Annotated in this window: 17 protein-coding genes and 1 pseudogene; 1 reads left to right on the top strand and 17 read right to left on the bottom strand. The window is 62.7% G+C overall.

The genetic code is table 11. The annotated features are described in order from the left end of the window. Nucleotides 1-7: 7 nt before the first annotated feature. Nucleotides 8-931, bottom strand: a complete 924-nt coding sequence (locus PW947_RS24660; RefSeq protein WP_299635017.1) for a histone deacetylase family protein — start codon at nt 929-931, stop codon at nt 8-10. 234 nt (nt 932-1165) lie between these two features. Between PW947_RS24660 and mltB the strand changes: the two genes are divergently transcribed. After that, nucleotides 1166-2452: a lytic murein transglycosylase B gene (mltB, locus tag PW947_RS24655; protein WP_299635016.1), complete on the top strand. Its 1287-nt coding sequence runs from the start codon at nt 1166-1168 to the stop codon at nt 2450-2452. A 126-nt stretch (nt 2453-2578) separates the two neighbouring features. On the opposite strand, the gene cysM is transcribed toward mltB, so the two are convergent. From cysM to PW947_RS24575, 16 genes and pseudogenes are all read right to left on the bottom strand, one after another. Next, a complete protein-coding gene (cysM, locus tag PW947_RS24650) occupies nt 2579-3481 on the bottom strand; it encodes a cysteine synthase CysM (RefSeq protein WP_299635015.1) in 903 nt (300 codons plus the stop codon). 282 nt (nt 3482-3763) lie between these two features. Further along, nucleotides 3764-4141, bottom strand: a complete 378-nt coding sequence (locus PW947_RS24645; protein ID WP_299635014.1) for a helix-hairpin-helix domain-containing protein — start codon at nt 4139-4141, stop codon at nt 3764-3766. Nucleotides 4142-4218: 77 nt separating this feature from the next. Further along, on the bottom strand, nt 4219-5211 hold the full coding sequence (rfaD, locus tag PW947_RS24640) for an ADP-glyceromanno-heptose 6-epimerase (protein ID WP_299635013.1): 993 nt from the start codon (nt 5209-5211) through the stop codon (nt 4219-4221). 61 nt (nt 5212-5272) lie between these two features. After that, on the bottom strand, nt 5273-6274 hold the full coding sequence (gene rfaE1, locus PW947_RS24635) for a D-glycero-beta-D-manno-heptose-7-phosphate kinase (protein WP_299635012.1): 1002 nt from the start codon (nt 6272-6274) through the stop codon (nt 5273-5275). Further along, a pseudogene (locus tag PW947_RS24630) lies at nt 6240-7647 on the bottom strand (UDP-glucose/GDP-mannose dehydrogenase family protein). Before PW947_RS24630 ends, rfaE1 begins: the two are co-directional and overlap by 35 nt. 225 nt (nt 7648-7872) lie before the next feature. Next, nucleotides 7873-9048 carry a lipopolysaccharide assembly protein LapB gene (lapB, locus tag PW947_RS24625; RefSeq protein ID WP_299635011.1) on the bottom strand — a complete coding sequence of 392 codons (1176 nt, stop codon included), beginning with the start codon at nt 9046-9048 and terminating at the stop codon, nt 7873-7875. A 59-nt stretch (nt 9049-9107) separates the two neighbouring features. After that, nucleotides 9108-9404, bottom strand: coding sequence for a lipopolysaccharide assembly LapA domain-containing protein (locus PW947_RS24620; protein WP_299635010.1), 297 nt, complete (start codon nt 9402-9404; stop codon nt 9108-9110). Between the two features lie 333 nt (nt 9405-9737). Continuing rightward, complete coding sequence (locus PW947_RS24615; RefSeq protein ID WP_299635009.1) at nt 9738-10061, bottom strand: integration host factor subunit beta; 324 nt, start codon at nt 10059-10061, stop codon at nt 9738-9740. 22 nt (nt 10062-10083) lie between these two features. After that, nucleotides 10084-11814 carry a 30S ribosomal protein S1 gene (rpsA, locus tag PW947_RS24610; protein ID WP_299635007.1) on the bottom strand — a complete coding sequence of 577 codons (1731 nt, stop codon included), beginning with the start codon at nt 11812-11814 and terminating at the stop codon, nt 10084-10086. Between the two features lie 161 nt (nt 11815-11975). After that, nucleotides 11976-12668: a (d)CMP kinase gene (gene cmk / locus PW947_RS24605; RefSeq protein ID WP_299635006.1), complete on the bottom strand. Its 693-nt coding sequence runs from the start codon at nt 12666-12668 to the stop codon at nt 11976-11978. 28 nt (nt 12669-12696) lie between these two features. Beyond that, the gene (gene aroA, locus PW947_RS24600; protein WP_299635005.1) at nt 12697-14019 is read right to left on the bottom strand and encodes a 3-phosphoshikimate 1-carboxyvinyltransferase; all 1323 of its coding nucleotides are present in this window, start codon (nt 14017-14019) and stop codon (nt 12697-12699) included. 17 nt (nt 14020-14036) lie between these two features. Then, complete coding sequence (locus PW947_RS24595) at nt 14037-14978, bottom strand: prephenate dehydrogenase/arogenate dehydrogenase family protein (protein WP_299635989.1); 942 nt, start codon at nt 14976-14978, stop codon at nt 14037-14039. An 84-nt stretch (nt 14979-15062) separates the two neighbouring features. Next, on the bottom strand, nt 15063-16169 hold the full coding sequence (gene hisC, locus PW947_RS24590) for a histidinol-phosphate transaminase (protein WP_299635004.1): 1107 nt from the start codon (nt 16167-16169) through the stop codon (nt 15063-15065). A 55-nt stretch (nt 16170-16224) separates the two neighbouring features. Beyond that, complete coding sequence (pheA, locus tag PW947_RS24585) at nt 16225-17307, bottom strand: prephenate dehydratase (RefSeq protein WP_299635003.1); 1083 nt, start codon at nt 17305-17307, stop codon at nt 16225-16227. Nucleotides 17308-17380: 73 nt separating this feature from the next. Further along, on the bottom strand, nt 17381-18463 hold the full coding sequence (serC, locus tag PW947_RS24580; RefSeq protein ID WP_299635002.1) for a 3-phosphoserine/phosphohydroxythreonine transaminase: 1083 nt from the start codon (nt 18461-18463) through the stop codon (nt 17381-17383). A gap of 187 nt (nt 18464-18650) precedes the next feature. Beyond that, nucleotides 18651-19259 (bottom strand): DUF2059 domain-containing protein, encoded by a 609-nt coding sequence (locus tag PW947_RS24575; RefSeq protein ID WP_299635001.1) that lies wholly within the window; start codon nt 19257-19259, stop codon nt 18651-18653. Between the last annotated feature and the right edge of the window lie 93 nt (nt 19260-19352).

Raw genomic sequence — 19352 nt, 5'->3', positions numbered from 1 at the left:
AAATCCGTCAGATGCCGGCGAGCGCGCGCACGTGCGCGACCACGCTGCGACCGAGCGCCGACAGGTTGTAGCCGCCTTCGAGGCAACTGACGATCCGCCCGCGTGCATAGCGGTTCGCGATGTCGCGGAGCTGGTCGGTCATCCACACGTAGTCGTCTTCGACCAGACCCATGTTGCCGAGATCGTCCTCGCGATGCGCGTCGAAACCCGCCGAGATAAACAGCATCTGCGGCTTGAACGCTTCGAGTCGCGGCAGCCACAGCAGGTCCACCGCTTCACGCACGGCCATGCCTTTCGAGCGCTCCGGCATCGGCACGTTGCACATGTTCGGCGCCTGATGGTCCGCGCCGCTGAACGGATAGAACGGATGCTGGAAAAAGCTGCACATCAGCACCCGCGAGTCGCCCGCGAACGCGGCCTCGGTGCCGTTGCCGTGATGCACGTCGAAATCGATGATCGCGACGCGCTCCAGGCCATGCACATCGAGCGCATGACGGGCGGCGATTCCGACGTTATTGAAGAAGCAGAAGCCCATTGCGCGCGCCGGTTCCGCGTGATGGCCGGGCGGCCGCACACTGCAAAACGCGTTGTCGTAACGGCCTTCGATCACGGCGTCGGTCGCGGCGATCGCCGCACCCGCCGCGCGCAACGACGCCTGCCACGTGTGCGGATTCATCGACGTGTCGGGATCGATCGCGGCGTAGCCGGTTTCGGGCGCGAGATCGCGGATGTAGTCCACATGCGCCTGCGTGTGCACGCGCAACAGTGCGGTTTCGTCGGCAAGCGGCGGCGATTCGTGCTGGATCAGACTATCGATCCCGCTCGCGATCATCTGGTCGTCGATAGCCTGCAAACGGGCCGGGCATTCGGGATGCCATTGCCCCATCTCGTGCAGCAGGCAGTCTGCGTGGGAATAAAAACCGGTGGCCATAGGTGTATTTTTCAACGCGGCTGTTAAGCGCCGCCTGTCTCCGTCCACGGCGTGCAATGGTCGCGCGCCTCCTGTGCAGCAAGTTACCACACCATTTACAGAAGGCGCGACGATGCGGCGCGGACAACCGTTCTTGACCATTGATCCGAAGACCGTCGGGTATACTGCCCCGTACTGTCTCGCCTCTCTCGCCGTTTCCCTTTGTCTCCTTCCGCTTCAGTCAATCCGTCCACTATGACCGTCAAGCTTGCCCAGTCCGCACGAAACCGAGCACGCAACCCGCTACGCATCACGTCGTTGGTAGCCGCACTGTCCGTCGCATGCTGTGCCCTGACGGCCGTCACGCCGGCGACGGCGCAAACGGTCTCGCGCAAGCCGATGCTGCTCGCACAGGCGCAGCCGCAATCCGCAGTGCCGCAAGGGCAAACCTTCGAAGAAGAGATCATTCCGCAGCGCTACGCGAACAACCCGAATGTCGACGCGTTCATCAACGACATGACCGCGCGCTACGACTTCGATCCCGCCGCATTGCACACGCTGTTCGCGGGCGTCAGCTATTCGACCACGGCCGTGAAGCTGGTCACGCCGTCGGCCACACCGTCGGTGAAGAACTGGCGGTCGTATCAGGCGCGTTTTCTCGATCAGGTTCGCATCAACGCGGGCGTGCGCTTCTGGCGCGCGAACCAGGCCACGCTGCAACGCGCGTACGAGCAGTTCGGCGTGCCGCCGGAAGTGATCGTCGGGATCATCGGTGTCGAGACGATTTACGGGCGCTACATGGGCAACTTCCGTGTGCTCGACGCGCTGACCACGCTAACGTTTGACTACCCGGACACGAAGAACCGCGCCGAGCGTCAGACCACGTTCCGCAAGAATCTCGAAGACTATCTGGTGTGGACGCGCGACTCGCAAATCGATCCGACCACGGTGCTCGGTTCGTACACGGGCGCGATCGGTATCCCGCAATTTCTGCCGAGCAGCATCGTGCAATACGCGGTGGATTTCGACGGCAACAAGCAGATCGATCTGCGTAACAGCCAGGCCGATGCAATCGGCAGCGTCGCGAACTATCTGAAGCTGAACGGTTGGGAGACGGGTCGTCCGGTGGTGTGGAAAATTGGTAGCGACACCGGCAGTCTGGGCGTCGCGCAGGCCGCCGCCGACGGTCAGCCCGAACCGCACTGGCCGCTCGAACAACTGCTGCGCGCGGGCATGCTGATGGGCGATCAGAACGTCGACGTAGCAGCGGAGGCCGGCACGCCGGTCGCGGTCGTCGATCTGCCCACGCCGGGCCGCGCCACCGAATACATGCTGGGCCTGAAAAACTTCTACGTGCTGACGCGCTATAACCGCAGCTTCTTTTATGCGCTCGCGGTTTATCAACTGGGCGAACGCGTGAAGAGCCAGATGATGGCGACGGGCGGCGTCAGCGGTCCGGGTGCAGACATTCCGTCGTCGGCACCGCAGATTCAGCAAGCGCCGCAGATGCCGCAAGCGCCGCAATCGTCGCAGCCGCAATAACGGGCGGCCGCGCGCGGAACATCGCGCGCAACGCCAGCCGTAAAAAAAAGCGCCGGTTTTCACCGGCGCTTTTTTATTGCACGCGCGTCAGTCGATGCGACGCGCGACCGGCCATTTCCGCGCGGCTCAAGCCGGGAACACGCCCGTCGACAGATAGCGGTCGCCGCGATCGCAGACGATAAACACGATGGTCGCGTTCTCGACCTGGCGCGCGATACGCATCGCCACTTCACACGCGCCGCCCGACGAAATACCCGCGAACACGCCTTCCACCGATGCCATCCGCCGCACCATCGCTTCCGACGCGGCCTGGCTCACGCTCTCGACACGATCCACTCGGCTGCGATCGAAAATCTTCGGCATATACGCTTCCGGCCATTTGCGGATACCCGGAATGCGCGAGCCCTCTTCCGGTTGCGCACCGATGATCTCGATGGCCGGATTCATTTCCTTCAGATACGTGGACGTGCCCATGATCGTGCCCGTCGTGCCCATCGCCGATACGAAATGGGTGATGCGGCCTTCGGTATCGCGCCAGATTTCCGGACCGGTGGTTTCGACGTGCGCCGCGAGGTTGTCGGGATTCGCGAACTGATCGAGGATCACGCCCTTGCCTTCGCGCTGCATCTGCTCGGCGAGATCGCGCGCGTATTCCATGCCGCCCGTGACCGGCGTCAACACGATCTGCGCGCCGTATGCCGCCATGCTCTGCCGGCGCTCGACCGACAGGTCTTCCGGCATGATCAGCACCATCTTGTAGCCGCGAATGGCCGCGACCATCGCCAGCGCAATGCCGGTGTTGCCGCTGGTCGCTTCGATCAGCGTATCGCCCGGCTTGATGCGGCCGCGCGCTTCAGCCTTGCGGATCATCGACAGCGCCGGACGGTCTTTCACCGAACCCGCCGGATTATTGCCCTCGAGCTTGCCGAGAATCACGTTGTTGCGCGCGCGGATTTCGTCGTCGGGCAAGCGGACCATCTGGATGAGCGGCGTATTGCCGATCGTGTCTTCAATCGTTTTATAGGCCATAAGGATTCAGTAAAGCGGCTGCGCGGAAGTCTCAATCCAACGATTCTAAACCACGCCGCGCACGGCTGCCGCGCGTCTCCGCGTACGCCATTGGGCAGACTCGCCGTTGCGATGTTTTTCGGACCCAAAAAGCCCGCGGACGAGCGGCCGCGGGAGCCATTCACTCACATGACGGCTGAAGGAGCACCGGACAGATCGCTCCGACCTGAAGAAACTGGATCACACGCGGGCAGCGCGGCATGCCGGGGCACGACGCCCTGCGCGACGCTGCCCATAAAGGCACTACCGGTTGACCGCCACGCTGGCGTTTTTGGGCGCGGGCGACGCCGCTCTGGACGCGCCTGCCTGAGCGGGCGACGCGGCTGCCGCGGATTTAGCCGGCGCACCAGCAGCAGCGCCAGCCGGACCGACAGCGAGACCTTCCGCCTGCAAGCGCTCGACGGTATGCCCGCCCATGCCCTTGACGCGTTTGCCGAGATCCGCCGGATCCTTGAATGGACCGTGCGCGCCGCGCTCGTCGAGAATCGCCTTGGCTTTCGCCGGGCCGATACCCTTGATGCCCCGCAGTGCGCCTTCGTTGGCCGTGTTGACATCGACCGCCGCGTACGCGTGGCCGAACGCGGCCAGCATGGCCGCGGTAACGAGAATTTTTCGAATCATGTGGGATCTCCGTTGAGCTACCGGACGGTGACGATCACCGACCGGGAGATCCCAGTGTAAAGACGCTTACGAACGAATTACACCTGGCCAGATAGCCAACGCACGTAACGATCGACGCCTTCCTGGACGGTCAGGAACGGCGCATCGTAGCCGGCCGAACGCAGCTTCGTCTGGTCGGCTTGCGTGAAGCACTGGTACTTGCCGCGCAACGCGTCGGGGAACGGCACGTATTCGATCAGTCCGCTTTGCACCTGCTCGGCGAGCGACAGCGGCGCGTCGCCCTTCAACGCGCGCAGCGTGTTGACGACCGTGCTGGCGATATCGTTGAACGGCTGCGCGCGACCGCTGCCCAGATTGAAAATGCCCGACTTCTCCGGATGATCGAAGAAGAACAGATTGACCTTCACGACGTCTTCGACCGACACGAAGTCGCGCGTCTGCTCGCCGGCCGCATACCCGTTGTACTCGCCGAACAGCTTGACCTTGCCTTCCGCGCGGAACTGGTTGAAGTTGTGGAACGCCACCGACGCCATCCGCGCCTTATGCGTCTCGCGCGGCCCGTACACGTTGAAGTAGCGGAAGCCGGCAATCTGGCTCTTCGCGTCCGGCAACACGCGGCGGATCACCTGATCGAACAGGAACTTCGAATAGCCGTACACGTTCAGCGGCGCTTCGACCTCACGTTCTTCGACGAAGCGCGTCGAACCGCCATACGTCGCCGCCGACGACGCGTACAGAAACTGCGTGCCGTTCGCCTGACACGTATCGAGCACCGCGCGGCTGTAGCGGAAGTTGTTGTCCATCATGTAGCGGCCGTCGGTTTCCATCGTGTCCGAACAGGCGCCTTCGTGGAACACCGCGCGCACCTTGCCGAAATCGCCGCGCGCAAAGCGCTCGACGAACTCGGTCTTGTCGAGGTAATCGTCGATCTCGCAATCGACCAGATTCTTGAACTTGTCCGCGCGCGTCAGGTTGTCGACGGCGATGATGCGTTGCTCGCCGCGCTCGTTGAGCGCCTTGACGAGATTGCTACCGATGAAGCCGGCCGCGCCGGTGACGATCAGAGTCATGATGAAGGTTCTGTCAGTGTGAGTTCAGCGTGGAGCGTGTGCGTTGCGCATGCGCCCGGCATCAGGCGAAAAGTTCGTCGTAATCGACCGTGGCGGTGCCGAGCTTGCCGACCACGATCCCGGCCGCACGATTGGCCAGCGCGACCGCGTCGATCAGCGGCAAACCCGCGCCGAGCATGACGGCCAGCGTCGCGATCACGGTGTCGCCCGCGCCCGACACGTCGTACACCTCGCGCGCCTGCGCCGATGCGTGCCACGTGCCGTCGTTCGAAAACAGCGTCATGCCCTCTTCCGAGCGCGTCAGCAGCAACGCATCGAATTGCAGATCGGTGCGCAGCTTCGATACGCGCGCGTGCAGGTCTTCTTCCGACTTCCACTGCCCGACCACTTCGCGCAATTCCGCGCGATTCGGCGTGATGAGCGTCGCGCCGCGATAGCGTTCCCAGTCGTCGCCCTTCGGATCGACCAGCACCGGTTTGCCCGCCGCGCGCGCATTCGCGATCATCTTCGTCACGTGCGTGAGGCCGCCCTTCGCGTAATCCGACATCAGGATCACGTCGTGCGACGGCAGCAGGTCGTCGAAGCGCGCGAGACCCGCGAGCAGCACTTCGTGCGCGGGCAGATTCTCGAAATCGACGCGCAGCAACTGTTGCTGACGCGACAGCACGCGCAGCTTGATGGTGGTCAGCAACGCCGGATCGCGTTCGATGAACGGCGTGACGCCGCTGTCGCCGAGCAACTGGATGATGCGTTCGCCCGGTTCGTCGTGGCCGATCACGCATAGCAAACCGGCTTGCGCACCGAGCGCGACGGCGTTGCGCGCCACGTTCGACGCGCCGCCGAGCCGATCTTCCTGGCGTTGCACATGGACCACGGGCACCGGCGCTTCCGGCGATATACGATTGACGTCGCCGAACCAGTAACGGTCGAGCATTACGTCGCCGACCACCAGCACACGTGCGCCGCCCAGTTGCGTGCGCGGCACGACGCCGGTTTCAGGTACCGGCGTGGCGCCGATTGGCGTGCGCTCAGGCGCGGTCGGAGTTTGCGGAAGGTCGTGCATAAGGGCGTCCGATCGAGTGATAGTCAATGCCGAGTTCGGTCATCGCGTCCGGTTCGTACAGATTGCGGCCGTCGAAAATCAGCGGCGTTTTCAGCACCGACTTCAGATGCATGAAGTCAGGGCTCTTGAATTCTTTCCATTCCGTGACGATCACGAGCGCGTCCGCGCCCGTCAGCGTCTCGTCCTGCGTGGCGGCGAAATGCAGGCGGGCGAGATGTTCCGGCGCGTCGTGCAGATCGAGCGCGAACACGCGACGCGCTTCCGTCACCGCAACCGGATCATAGGCGCGCACGGTCGCGCCGCGCGCCAGCAGATCGGCGATCACGCGACGGCTCGGCGCTTCGCGCATGTCGTCGGTATTCGGCTTGAACGCAAGGCCCCACACGGCGAACGTGCGGCCGGTCAGATCGTCGCCGAGCTGCCCGGTGATCTTGCGCACCAGCGTTTCCTTCTGCTGGTAGTTCACTTCTTCGACGGCTTCGAGGATGCGCAGATTCTGGCCGATCTCGCTCGCCGTGCGGATCAGCGCCTGCACGTCCTTCGGGAAGCAGGAGCCGCCATAACCGCAACCCGCATACAGGAAGTGATAGCCGATACGCGGGTCGGAACCGATGCCGCGACGCACCGCTTCGATGTCCGCGCCGACGCGATCCGCCAGATTCGCCATTTCGTTCATGAACGAAATTCGCGTGGCGAGCATCGCGTTGGCCGCGTATTTCGTGAATTCCGCCGAACGCACATCCATGTACATCGTGCGTTCGTGATTGCGATTGAACGGCATGTACAGGCGCTTCATCAGTTCGCGCGCTTTCTGGCCGGATGCGTCTTCGTCGCTGCCGATCACGATCCGGTCTGGACGCATGAAATCGTCGACGGCCGCGCCTTCTTTCAGAAACTCGGGATTCGACACGACCGAGAAGCGATGTTGCTCGCTGTCCGACAGACCGCGCTTCGCGAGCTCTTCTTCGACCACGGCGCGCACACGCTGCGCAGTGCCGACCGGCACCGTCGATTTATCGACGATCACCTTGAAGCCGTTTGCATAACGTGCGGCCGATATTGCGCGCGGCCTCGAGCACGTACTGCAAGTCGGCGGAGCCGTCTTCGTCGGGCGGCGTGCCGACCGCGATGAACTGCACGTCGCCGTGCGCGACGCTGGCCTGGATATCCGTCGAAAACGTGATGCGGCCGGCTGCGCGCGTGCGCTTGATGATCTCGAGCAAACCCGGCTCGTGGATCGGCACGCCGCCATTGTTGAGGGTTTCGATCTTGCGCGGATCGACGTCGAGGCAAAAGACGTCGTGGCCGATTTCGGCGAGGCACGCGCCTGTGACGAGGCCGACATAGCCCGTGCCGATAATGGTGATTTTCATACGCGTTCCGGTAAAGGTTCCGGTCGTCTGTCCGGTTGATTCAGTGCGGTTTCGTGACGCCCCGGCGCGGAGTGCGCAGCCTGGGCCGCTTGTTCCGCTTGTGGTCTTTTGCCCTTTGCCGTCTCAGGCCCGGCGTTTCGCCGGACCCGTTGGCCGGGTTACATCAGCCGCACGCTGCGGCCCGCGTGCGACGAGGCCGGTTGCGGCCGTGCGGGCGCCGCGCGTTCAGTTCGACGCCGTGATCGGTTCGACCCGGCGCGGTGCGTAAGTTTCCCAGCCGCTACAGCCCGGGCATTGCCAGTAGAAGAGACGCGCCCGGAAACCGCAATTCTGGCATGTATAACGTGGCAAATTTTTGGTGCGCTGCCGCAGCAGCGTACGCATCAGTTCCAGTTCGCTGCGACGCGGTTCTTCAGCCGTTGCCTGCTGCGCTTCGAGCAAACGCGTCATGCCGGCGAGATTCGGCGACTTCTGCATCTGCGTGCGCGCCAGCGTGTGCGCCGCCTCGGGACCGCGCAACGTCGCGACGTGCTGATATGCGACATCCAGCAGATCGTTCGACGGATAACGGTCCACCCACGTGGTCAGCAGATCGGCACCCGCTTGCGGATTGCCGGTCGCGTCGTACGCTTTCATCAGCTTTTCGGCAACCAGAGGCAGATACGCGGCGTTCTGTTCCTCGACGCGCTGCCACTGCGTGATCGCCGCCTGCTGCTCGCCGCCCGCCGCATCGACGTCGCCAAACAGGATCGTCGCGCGCACGCTTTGCGGATTGGCCTTCAACGCGAGATTCAACTGGTTGCGCGCGTCGTCGGGCTTCTTCTGTTGTAGCGCTTCCTGCGCGAGTTCGCAGTGGAATTGCGCGATTTCCTTCGCCAGCGAATCCGCGCCCATCGTTTCCAGATGACGCGCGATTTCGATCGACTTCACCCAGTCTTTCTCGATGCCGTAGATCGTCAGCAGTGCGCGCTGCGCGCCGAGCGCGTAGTCGCCCGCTTCGAGCGACCGGAAGGTTTCTTCCGCGCGATCCAGCAGACCCGCCTTCAGGAAATCCTGGCCGAGTTCGTACATCGCGTGATCGCGCTCGGTGACCGGCAGGTCCACGCGGCTCAGCAGATTCTGATGGACGCGGATCGCGCGGTCGGTCTCGCCGCGACGGCGAAACAGATTGCCGAGCGCGAAGTGCAACTCGACCGTTTCCGGATCGAGTTTGACAACTTCGATAAACGCGTCGATTGCCTGATCGGGTTGCTCGTTGAGCAGAAAGTTAAGGCCGCGGAAATACGAACGCGGCAGATTGGCGCTCTCGGACAACAGCGTCTTGAGGTCGTAACGCGCGGCCATCCAGCCGAGCGCGAAAGCGACGGGTACGATGAGCAGCCACCAGAAGTCTAGATCCATGCGATTGGTCGGGAATGCAGAAGCGAAAGCCGCGTGCGGCGCACGCGGCGGAGGAATGGCTAGATCAGCGGCGGCATCGGCGGTTGCGGCTCGACGACGGTCGGCGCTTCACGCGCGACACGCAATTCGCGCTTCAGACGGCCGTTTTCGAGGCGCAGCCGAACCGACGCCGGCATCGACGAAATCAGTCCGGCCAGCAAGCCAACGACGAAGAACGCCAGGCCGATCAGAATCAGCGGTGCCGACCACGCGTAGCCGGCGAGGAAATTCAGCGTAGCGGTTTGCGTATTGGACAGTGCGAGCACCAACAGCAGCACGAACACCAGCACGCGGATCAACCAGACGATAAATTTCATGAATAGGTCTCTTGACGGCAGTTGCGGGGTGACGCCGGCTTGATGACGCGTCGCGCCACGGTGTTGCCCGCGCCGAAGTGACCCGTATTGTAAAGGAAGGCCTCGACGGTGGGCAGCAACACACGGGCTGACGCATGAACCGGCGGCTTACAGGAGTTTATGCGAACGCACGTTCCGTAACATCGAGCAATCTGCGGACCGCGCCGCACGCGCCCCCAAAATCACGATCGACAGACGAAAAAAAAGCGCCCGTAGGCGCTTTTTCTGGTCTTTGCCGTCTGGCTTTGGCCGCTGACGATCAACAACAACACTGCGAAACGTCACAGTGCCGATTTACAGATCGTCGTCCGGCTGTTCGTCTTTCAGCGGCTCGCCCGAACGTTGATCGACCCGTTCGCGCAGTTCCTTGCCAGGCTTGAAGTGCGGTACGTACTTCTCAGGTACCAACACCTTCTCACCCGACTTCGGATTACGCCCGACGCGGGAAGGACGACGATTCAGGCCGAAGCTGCCGAAGCCGCGAATTTCAATGCGATGGCCCTTGGCAAGTGCCTCGGACATCGCATCGAGCATCGTCTTCACCGCGAAATCCGCATCTTTAAGTACAAGCTGCGGAAATCGCGTAGCCAGCTGGGCGACCAATTCCGATTTGGTCATACTGCAGCAGACCTCTTAAGGCTTACTGATTCTGGCCGTCGAGCTTGGCCTTCAGCAGCGCGCCGAGGTTCGTCGTGCCGGTTGCGGCCGAGCTCGTATCAGCTGCCAAGCCGCGAATCGCTTCCTGTTGTTCAGCCGAATCCTTAGCCTTGATCGACAGGTTGATACCACGCGACTTGCGATCGATGTTGATGATCATCGCGTTGACCTTGTCGCCGTCCTTCAGCACGTTGCGTGCATCTTCCACGCGGTCTTGTGCGATTTCCGAAGCGCGCAGGTAGCCTTCGACTTCTGCCGACAGCTGAACCACTGCACCCTTTGCGTCCACCGACTTGACCACGCCGTCGACGATCGAACCCTTGTCGTTCATTGCAACGAAGTTGCTGAACGGGTCGCCTTCGAGCTGCTTGATGCCCAGCGAAATGCGTTCCTTCTCGACGTCGATGCCGAGAACAATCGCTTCCACTTCGTCGCCCTTCTTGTACTTGCGGACTGCTTCTTCGCCCGTTTCGCTCCACGACAGGTCCGACAGGTGAACCAGACCGTCGATGCCGCCCGGCAGACCGATGAAGACGCCGAAGTCGGTGATCGACTTGATTGCGCCTTGCAGCTTGTCGCCCTTCTTGAAGTTGCGGCTGAAGTCATCCCACGGGTTCGGCTTGCATTGCTTCATGCCGAGGCTGATACGACGGCGGTCTTCGTCGATCTCGAGAACCATGACTTCGACTTCGTCGCCCAGCTGAACAACCTTCGACGGTGCAACGTTCTTGTTCGTCCAGTCCATTTCCGACACGTGAACCAGGCCTTCGATGCCCGATTCCACTTCGACGAATGCGCCGTAGTCGGTGATGTTCGTAACCTTACCGAACAGGCGCGTGCCCGACGGGTAACGGCGGGAAATGCCTTCCCACGGATCGTCGCCCAGTTGCTTGATACCCAGCGAAACGCGGTTCTTCTCTTGGTCGAACTTGAGGATCTTCGCGGTAACTTCCTGGCCAACCGACAGAACTTCGCTCGGGTGACGCACACGACGCCATGCGATGTCGGTGATGTGCAGCAGGCCGTCGATACCGCCGAGGTCCACGAACGCGCCGTAGTCGGTGATGTTCTTCACCACGCCTTCCACGATCGCGCCTTCCTTCAGCGTTTCGAGCAGCTTTGCGCGCTCTTCGCCTTGGGTCGCTTCGATCACAGCGCGGCGCGACAGCACGACGTTGTTACGCTTGCGGTCGAGCTTGATAACGCGGAACTCCAGCGTCTTGCCTTCGTACGGGGTCGTGTCCTTGACCGGACGCGTGTCGACCAGCGAACCCGGCAGGAACGCGCGGATGCCGTTGACCATCACGGTCATGCCGCCCTTGACCTTGCCCGTGATCGTGCCGGTCACGAGTTCGTTGTTGTCGAGCGCTTTTTCCAGCGACAGCCACGAAGCCAGACGCTTCGCCTTGTCGCGCGACAGGATGGTGTCGCCGTAGCCGTTTTCGAGTGCGTCGATCGCGACCGAAACGAAGTCGCCCGCCTGCACTTCCACTTCACCCGCGTCGTTCAGGAATTCTTCGAGGGGGATGTAGGCTTCGGACTTGAGACCAGCGTTGACGACCACGAAGTTGTGGTCAACACGCACGACTTCGGCGGAAATCACTTCGCCGGCGCGCATGTCTTGCTTGGTCAGCGACTCTTCGAACAGAGCCGCAAAAGATTCGGTATTCGGGTTGGAGGTTTGCAGGTCGGACATAAAAATCAGAATTTGCATGGTCTTCGCGATGCCGGGCTTACCTGAACGGTGAGCCAGTACGGCTAGAGTGCGAACGCCAAGCGGGGTTAAGGGGTTAAAACACGCTCCACGCGTTACACGGAGCACCTACACGACTACGACTGCCTGAACTACGTATTACCTGGGATGCCGCCACACGCTCAACTGACACTGCGCGGCGTCACTACCCGGAACCACTTGATCACCTGTTCGACCGCCTGGTCGACCGATAACGCCGAAGTATCCAGCAGCTGCGCATCCGCTGCAGGCTTGAGCGGCGCGGCTGCGCGCTGACTGTCTCGCGCATCGCGCTCACGCAAATCCCGGAGCAAGTTATCAATATTAGCAGAAAATCCTTTTTGGATCAATTGCTTATGCCGTCTGGCCGCGCGGGCCTCCACGCTTGCCGTCAGAAACACCTTCAGCGGGGCATCCTGGAAGATCACCGTGCCCATGTCGCGGCCGTCGGCGACGAGGCCCGGCTCCTTGCGAAACGCCCGCTGGCGCGCCACCAGCGCGGCGCGCACGGGCGCATGAACCGCAATCGCGGACGCGCGATTGCCGATCTCTTCCTTGCGGATTTCAGCGGATACATCGACGCCGTCGAGTTGCGCGAGACCTTCGCGGAACGTGATGTGGAGATCGCCGACCAGCTTGGCAAGCGCGTCGGCGTCGTCGGATTCGATGCTGTAGCGCAGGCTTGCCAGCGCCGCGAGCCGGTAAAGCGCGCCGCTGTCCAGCAGGTGGAAGCCAAGTTCAGCGGCGACCAGCGCGGCCACCGTTCCCTTGCCGGAAGCGGTCGGGCCGTCGATCGTAATGACGGGCGTCTGGTGAAAGGGACGGGTCGGTTTCATCTAGGGAGTCGCACGTCGGTCGTCGGAGTCAGGGTTGGGCAAGCGCCAGAAAGCGCTCGAAATAGTCGGGGAAAGTCTTTGCCACGCACTTCGGGTCGTTGATGCGCACCGGCACGCCGAGCAGGCTCACCAGCGAGAAACACATCGCCATCCGGTGATCGTCGTAGGTATCGATTGCGGCGTTCGGGATCAGATCGGCCGGCGGCGTCAGTTGCGACGGCGGCGTGACGACCAGGTAATCTGCGCCCTCTTCGATCTTCGCGCCCAGCTTGCGCAACTCGGTCGCCATGGCCGCCAGCCGGTCGGTTTCCTTCACGCGCCAGCTCGCGATATTGCGCAAGGTGGACGTGCCGTCGGCGAACAGCGCCGCGACGGCGATCGTCATTGCCGCGTCCGGAATCAGGTTGAAGTCCATGTCGATCGGTTCGAGCTTGCCGTGATCGTGGCCCACACCGCGCACTTCGATCCAGTCGTCGCCCATCGTCAGGTTCGCGCCCATCCGGATCAGCGCGTCGGCAAAACCGACGTCGCCCTGAATGCTCTCCCGCCCGACGCCTTCGACGCGCAGCGGTCCACCGCCCAGCGCGCCGGCCGCCAGAAAGTAAGACGCCGACGACGCGTCGCCTTCGACCATGATCTTGCCCGGCGACTGGTAGCGTTGCCCGGACGGCACGACGAACCGATGCCAGCCGTGACGCTCGACGTTGATGCCGAAGCGCGCCATCAGCTTGATCGTGATCTCGATATAGGGCTTGGAGATCAGTTCACCGTCGACCTGCACGGTCGTCGCGCCACTTTCGGTGCGCAGCAACGGCAGCGTCATCAGCAGCGACGTCAGAAACTGGCTCGACACATCGCCGCGCACGCGGATCGGCGCGTCGGCGTTGATCTGCGCGGGACGAATCCGCAGCGGCGGATAGCCGTCGTTGGCTTCGTAGTCGATCACGGCGCCGATCTGACGCAGCCCGTCGACCAGATCGCCGATCGGCCGCTCATGCATGCGCGGCACGCCGTGCACGCGATAGTCGCCGCCGTTCACAGCCAGCGCCGCCGTCAGCGGACGCACCGCCGTGCCCGCATTGCCGAGGAACAGATCGGCGCGACGCGCGGTGAAAGCGCCACGCGTGCCGGTGACGACGCAGGTGTCGCCGTCGCGGTTGAGCTTCACGCCGAGCGTTTCGAGCGCGGCCAGCATCACGCGCGTGTCGTCGGAATCGAGCAGGTTGGTGATCGTCGTCTCGCCTTCGGCGAGCGCGGCTAGCAACAACACACGGTTCGAAATGCTCTTCGAGCCGGGCAGACGAATCGTGCCGGAAGCACGGGAGAACGGTCCGAGATCGAGGTAGTCCATGAGAGATCCTGTGTCGGTTATTTCGACGCGTCGTTGGTCACATTGACCGCGCCGCGTTGCGTCTGCCATTCGGTTCGGGCGATGCGCGAGCGGGCGAACACCGCTTCGAGCGCAGCGCCGTCGCCGGCTTCGATGGCCGCGCGCAGACGCGCGAGCACCGCCGTGTAAGCGTCCAGTTCGTCGAGCAGCGCGGCGCGATTGGCCACGCAGACATCGCGCCACATTTCAGGACTCGACGCCGCAATCCGCGTGAAATCGCGGAAGCCGCCGGCGGCAAAAGAAAACTTCAGCGCGGCATCGGACGAATTGAGAATCTGCTCGACCAATGCGAACGACAACACGTGCGGCAAATGGCTAACCGACGCGAACACGCGATCATGCTGCGCCGGATCCATTTCGCGGACGGTAGCGCCGGTGGCGCGCCACATCGCAGCGATCCGCGCGACCGAACCCGGTGCGTTTTCCGGCAACGCGCACAACACGACGTTGCGGTCGACGTACAGATCCGGCAACGCCGCATCGACGCCGCTCGATTCGCGTCCGGCAATCGGGTGGCCCGGCACGAACTGGACGATCCGCTCGCCCAGTGCTGCGCGCGCGGCCGCGACGACGTCGGATTTCGTACTGCCAGCGTCGGTGATAATCGTGTCGGACGACAGAAACGGCGCGAGCCGTTCGAGCAAAGGCTGCGTCTGCGCGACGGGCGCGGCAAGCAGCACGATGTCCGCGCCGTCCAGCGCGTCACGCAACGCGGCGTCGTCGGTCAAAGACGCACTCGCGTCGATCACGCCGAGTTCGAGCGCACGCGCGGTGGACGCGGCCGAACGGCCGACGCCGATCACCTGACGCGCGCCATCGACATCGCCGTGCTCGCGCAGTCCGCGCGCAAGCGATCCGCCGATCAGCCCGACGCCGAAAATCACCAGTTTGTTAAATGAGAATGCGGCCACGACGGTTATGGAAAAAGCGCGCCTGACGGCGCGCGGGGTGGATTCATCGCGTAGCGGCCGGACGCGACGCCCGGCCGGGATCGCACGTCACGATCAGGCAAGCGCCTTTTCGAGCGCGGCGATGAACGCTTCATTTTCTGCCGGCAGGCCGATCGTGATGCGCAACCATTGCGGCAAACCGTAGTTGCCGACCGGCCGCACGATCACGCCCTGCTTCAGCAGCGCGAGGTTCACGCGGTTGCCGGCGTCCGCGTCGTCGCCGACACGCACCAGCACGAAGTTGCCGTACGACGGCACATATTGAAGGCCGAGTGTGTCGAACGCTTCGGTCAGACGGCGATAACCTTGCGCGTTGAGCGTCGCGCTCTTTTCGAGGAATTCGGCGTCGTTCAGCGCGGCGATCGCAGCCGCCTGCGCGAGCGTGTTCACGTTGAACGGCTGACGCAGACGGTTCAGCAGATCCGTCAGTTCCGGCTGCGCGATCGCAAACCCAACGCGCAAACCGGCCAGACCGTACGCCTTCGAAAACGTGCGCGACACCATCAGATTCGGGTAACGGCGCGTCCAGCCAATCGCGTCGTAGCGCTTGTCTTGCGGCAAATACTCGGTGTACGCCTCGTCCAGCACGACGACAACGTGACGCGGCACCTTGTCCAAGAACGCTTCGAGCGCCGGACCTTCGATAAACGTGCCCGTCGGATTATTCGGATTCGCGACGAACATCAACCGCGTGTCGTCGGTGATCGCGGCAAGCATCGCGTCGAGATCGTGACCGTGATCGACGGCCGGCACGACGATCGCGCGTGCGCCGATCCCTTGCGTGGCCAGCGCATACACCGCGAACGAATACTGCGCGTAGACGATCGCTTCGCCCTTTTGAACCAGCGCGTGCGCGGCGATTTCGAGAATGTCGTTGCTGCCGTTGCCGAGCGTGATCCAGTCGGCCGGGACGTCGTAGCGTGCCGCCAGCGCCGCCTTCAGTTCGAATGCGTTCGAATCCGGGTAACGGCCGAGTTCGCTGGCCGCCTGAGTCATCGCGCGCAACGCGGATTCCGGCATGCCAAGCGGGTTTTCGTTCGACGCGAGCTTCACGATGGCCGCTTCGTCCAGACCAAACTCACGCGCGACTTCCGAAATCGGTTTGCCGGCGATATAAGGCGCGATCGCGCGCACGTAGGAAGGGCCGAATGGCGTAGTCATGAGTCTCTCCGGACAGCGATTGATTGAATGTGTGCGACGGCGGCGCGGCGGCGAATCAACGCGCGCGCGGGTACGAGCCGAGAATCTTCAGGAACGCGGCTTTCTGGCCGAGTTCGGCGAGTGCGGCGGCAACCGCCGGTTCGTCGCGATGACCCTCGAGATCGATATAGAAGTAGTACTCCCATCGACTGACGCGCGCGGGACGCGATTCGAAACGCGTCATCGACACGCCATGACGCGCGAGCGGCTCCAGCAGCTTGAACACCGCGCCCGGCTCGTTCTTCACCGACACGATCAGCGACGTCTTGTCGTAACCGCTGATGCCGACCGGGTCCTTGCCCATCATCACGAAGCGCGTGCGATTGTGCGGATCGTCCTGGATCAGCGCAAACGCGACCTGCAAGCCGTAATGCGTGGCCGCGCGGTCGCCCGCGATGGCCGCGACAGTCGGATCTTCCGACGCGAGACGCGCCGCTTCCGCATTGCTCGACACGGCCTGGCGCTCCAGATGCGGCGCATTCGCCGCGAGCCAGCCCTGACACTGCGCGAGCGCCTGCGCGTGCGCGCACACGCGCGTCACGCCCGACAAACCGCCGTTCAGCGTCAACAGATTGTGATGGATCGGCAAAGCCAGTTCGCCACCGATCAGCAGTTGCGATTCGAGCAGCAGATCGAGCGTGCGCGACACTGCGCCTTCAGTGGAGTTTTCGACCGGCACGACGCCGAATTCGGCAGCGCCCGCCTCGACCGAGCGGAACACTTCGTCGATCGACGGACACGGCAGCCCTTCGATCGAGCGACCGAAGTACTCGTGCATCGCCTGTTCGCTATACGTCCCGACCGGCCCAAGAAACGCGGCCTTGATGGTTTTTTCGAGCGCGCGGCTGGCCGCCATGATCTCGCGCCAGATTGCGCTGATGTGATCGTCGGCGAGCGGCCCGGCGCTCATATCCTGCAGACGTGCAATGACCTGCTGCTCGCGCTCGGGACGAAACACCGGCGCGTTGAAATGCTTCTTCACTTCGCCCACTTCGAGCGCGACGGCGGCGCGCTGATTCAGAAGTGCGATGAGTTGCGCGTCGAGCGCATCGATGCGCTCACGCAGAGGTTTGAGTCGTGAATTAAGTTCGTCGTCCATGCTGAATACGGCCTAGCCTGAAAATGCGCGGTAAGTGCGGGAAAGCGCGTGCCCGACAGTCTGAAGCTGACGCTCAGGCGCTGCGTTGTTCGAATTCCTTCATATACTCGACGAGCGCTTTAACGCCTTCGAGCGGCACCGCGTTGTAAATCGACGCCCGCATGCCGCCGACGGACTTGTGGCCCTTCAGCTGCACCAGCCCGCGCGCCTTTGCGCCGGCCAGGAAATCTTCGTTGCGCGATTCGTCGGCGAGGAAGAACGGAATGTTCATCCGCGAACGCGACGCGCGTTCGACCTTGTTCCGGTAGAAGCTGCTGGCGTCGATCGCGTCGTACAGCAATTGCGCCTTTTCGACGTTGCGCGCTTCCATCGCGGCAAGACCGCCCTGCTTCTTCAACCACTTGAACACCAGCCCGGCGACGTAGATCGCATAGGTTGGCGGCGTGTTGTACATCGAATTGTTATCCGCGACGGTCTTCCATTCGAAAGCCGACGGGCAAATGGGCATCGCGCGATCGAGCAGATCTTCGCGCACGATCACGAGCGTGACGCCCGCCATGCCGATATTCTTTTGCGCGCCGCCGAACATCACGCCGTAGCGCGCGACGTCCATCGGGCGCGACAGGATATGCGACGACACGTCGGCCACCAGCGGAATGTCGCCGAGATCGGGAATCTCGAAGGTTTCGACGCCGTGAATGGTCTCGTTCGTGCACAGATGCACGTAGGCCGGATCGTCCGACAACTGCCATTCCGCGCGGCGCGGCGCACGCGTAAAGCCTTCAGGCGTTTCGCCGGTCGCGGCGATGTGCGCGTTACCGTAGCGATGCGCTTCCTTGAACGACTTTTGCGACCACGAACCCGTGATCACGAAGTCCACGCGCGGCTTGTTGCCGAGCAGGTTCATCGGCACGATGGCGTTTTCGGCGAGACCGCCGCCTTGCAGAAACAGTGCGCGGTGCGTGGACGGAATGCCGAGCAGATCGCCCAGATCGGTCAGCGCTTCCTCGTGAATCGACATGAATTCTTTGCCGCGATGGCTCATCTCCATCACGCTCATGCCGCTGCCATGCCAGTCGAGCATTTCGTCGGCGGCCTGGCGCAGCACTTCTTCGGGCATTGCCGCAGGTCCCGCGGAGAAATTGAAAACACGCATCGTGGAGTTCCCGGAAGCAGGCGCGTAGCGAGAAAACAGCGAATTCGCGCCCGAAAAAGAAAATGGCCGTTTGCGCGTGTGCGCAAACGGCCATTATCGCATTGTCACCGGCAACCCGCCAAACACCGGGCACCGTGAAGCGCCCTCCGTGCATTGACCGCGATTGCGGTAACTCAGCCTGAACCGATTACTTGGCCGGCTTGACTGCGGCGACTTCCTTGTCAGCCTGGTCGCGCGTTGCCTTGATCGATTGCGGCATGTACTTCTGCATCAGACCGTTCACGACGTCGCGGCCAACCTGGTCCTGGACCTGGATGAACTTGCGGCCCGTCGGGCTCTTGTAGAACGTGGTCAGATCCTTGATTTCCTGCGTGCTGTAGTACTTTGCGTAAGCGTCGTACTGGGCAGCCATTGCGTCCTGACGGAACGAATCCGTTGCGAACACCTGACCTGCCGAGTCAACCAGCTTCGGCACGGCGTTCTTTTGCAGTGCCGGAACCGACGCTTGCTTTTGCTTGTCGTTCAGCGTCTTGTTTTCCGACAGTGCGTCGGACAGGATTGCCGGAACCAGTTGCTTCGCTTGCATTTGTGCGCTGTTACCGATTGCGCCGACGAGCTTTTGCGCGTCGATCGCATCCAGCAGGTCCTTGATCGCGGCTTGCTTTGCCGGATCGACCGGGGCTGCAGCGGCAGGTGCTGCCGGAGCGGCCGGTTGCTGGGCTTGAAGTGCTTGAGCCATCGCGAAGGTCGGCACGAAAGCGGCCAGCAACATCAATTGTTTGAATCGTTTTTGCATCATTACTCCCAAAGAGAAATTAGTCGTATAGCTCGCCACGCGGACTGCGCTCCGGTCATGCCGGATACGCCAGTCTCGTCCACGCGGCTTTCA

The organism is Paraburkholderia sp., from assembly GCF_028283785.1.
Taxonomy (GTDB): domain Bacteria; phylum Pseudomonadota; class Gammaproteobacteria; order Burkholderiales; family Burkholderiaceae; genus Paraburkholderia.
This window is presented reverse-complemented; position numbering and strand designations above follow the sequence as displayed.

What these genes read in the sequence shown, in the direction of transcription:
- PW947_RS24660 (WP_299635017.1), bottom strand. Translation starts at nt 931, where the DNA reads ATGGCCACCGGTTTTTATTCCCACGCAGACTGCCTGCTGCACGAGATG.
- mltB (WP_299635016.1), top strand. Translation starts at nt 1,166, where the DNA reads ATGACCGTCAAGCTTGCCCAGTCCGCACGAAACCGAGCACGCAACCCG.
- cysM (WP_299635015.1), bottom strand. Translation starts at nt 3,481, where the DNA reads ATGGCCTATAAAACGATTGAAGACACGATCGGCAATACGCCGCTCATC.
- PW947_RS24645 (WP_299635014.1), bottom strand. Translation starts at nt 4,141, where the DNA reads ATGATTCGAAAAATTCTCGTTACCGCGGCCATGCTGGCCGCGTTCGGC.
- rfaD (WP_299635013.1), bottom strand. Translation starts at nt 5,211, where the DNA reads ATGACTCTGATCGTCACCGGCGCGGCCGGCTTCATCGGTAGCAATCTC.
- rfaE1 (WP_299635012.1), bottom strand. Translation starts at nt 6,274, where the DNA reads ATGCACGACCTTCCGCAAACTCCGACCGCGCCTGAGCGCACGCCAATC.
- lapB (WP_299635011.1), bottom strand. Translation starts at nt 9,048, where the DNA reads ATGGATCTAGACTTCTGGTGGCTGCTCATCGTACCCGTCGCTTTCGCG.
- PW947_RS24620 (WP_299635010.1), bottom strand. Translation starts at nt 9,404, where the DNA reads ATGAAATTTATCGTCTGGTTGATCCGCGTGCTGGTGTTCGTGCTGCTG.
- PW947_RS24615 (WP_299635009.1), bottom strand. Translation starts at nt 10,061, where the DNA reads ATGACCAAATCGGAATTGGTCGCCCAGCTGGCTACGCGATTTCCGCAG.
- rpsA (WP_299635007.1), bottom strand. Translation starts at nt 11,814, where the DNA reads ATGCAAATTCTGATTTTTATGTCCGACCTGCAAACCTCCAACCCGAAT.
- cmk (WP_299635006.1), bottom strand. Translation starts at nt 12,668, where the DNA reads ATGAAACCGACCCGTCCCTTTCACCAGACGCCCGTCATTACGATCGAC.
- aroA (WP_299635005.1), bottom strand. Translation starts at nt 14,019, where the DNA reads ATGGACTACCTCGATCTCGGACCGTTCTCCCGTGCTTCCGGCACGATT.
- hisC (WP_299635004.1), bottom strand. Translation starts at nt 16,169, where the DNA reads ATGACTACGCCATTCGGCCCTTCCTACGTGCGCGCGATCGCGCCTTAT.
- pheA (WP_299635003.1), bottom strand. Translation starts at nt 17,307, where the DNA reads ATGGACGACGAACTTAATTCACGACTCAAACCTCTGCGTGAGCGCATC.
- serC (WP_299635002.1), bottom strand. Translation starts at nt 18,463, where the DNA reads ATGCGTGTTTTCAATTTCTCCGCGGGACCTGCGGCAATGCCCGAAGAA.
- PW947_RS24575 (WP_299635001.1), bottom strand. Translation starts at nt 19,259, where the DNA reads ATGCAAAAACGATTCAAACAATTGATGTTGCTGGCCGCTTTCGTGCCG.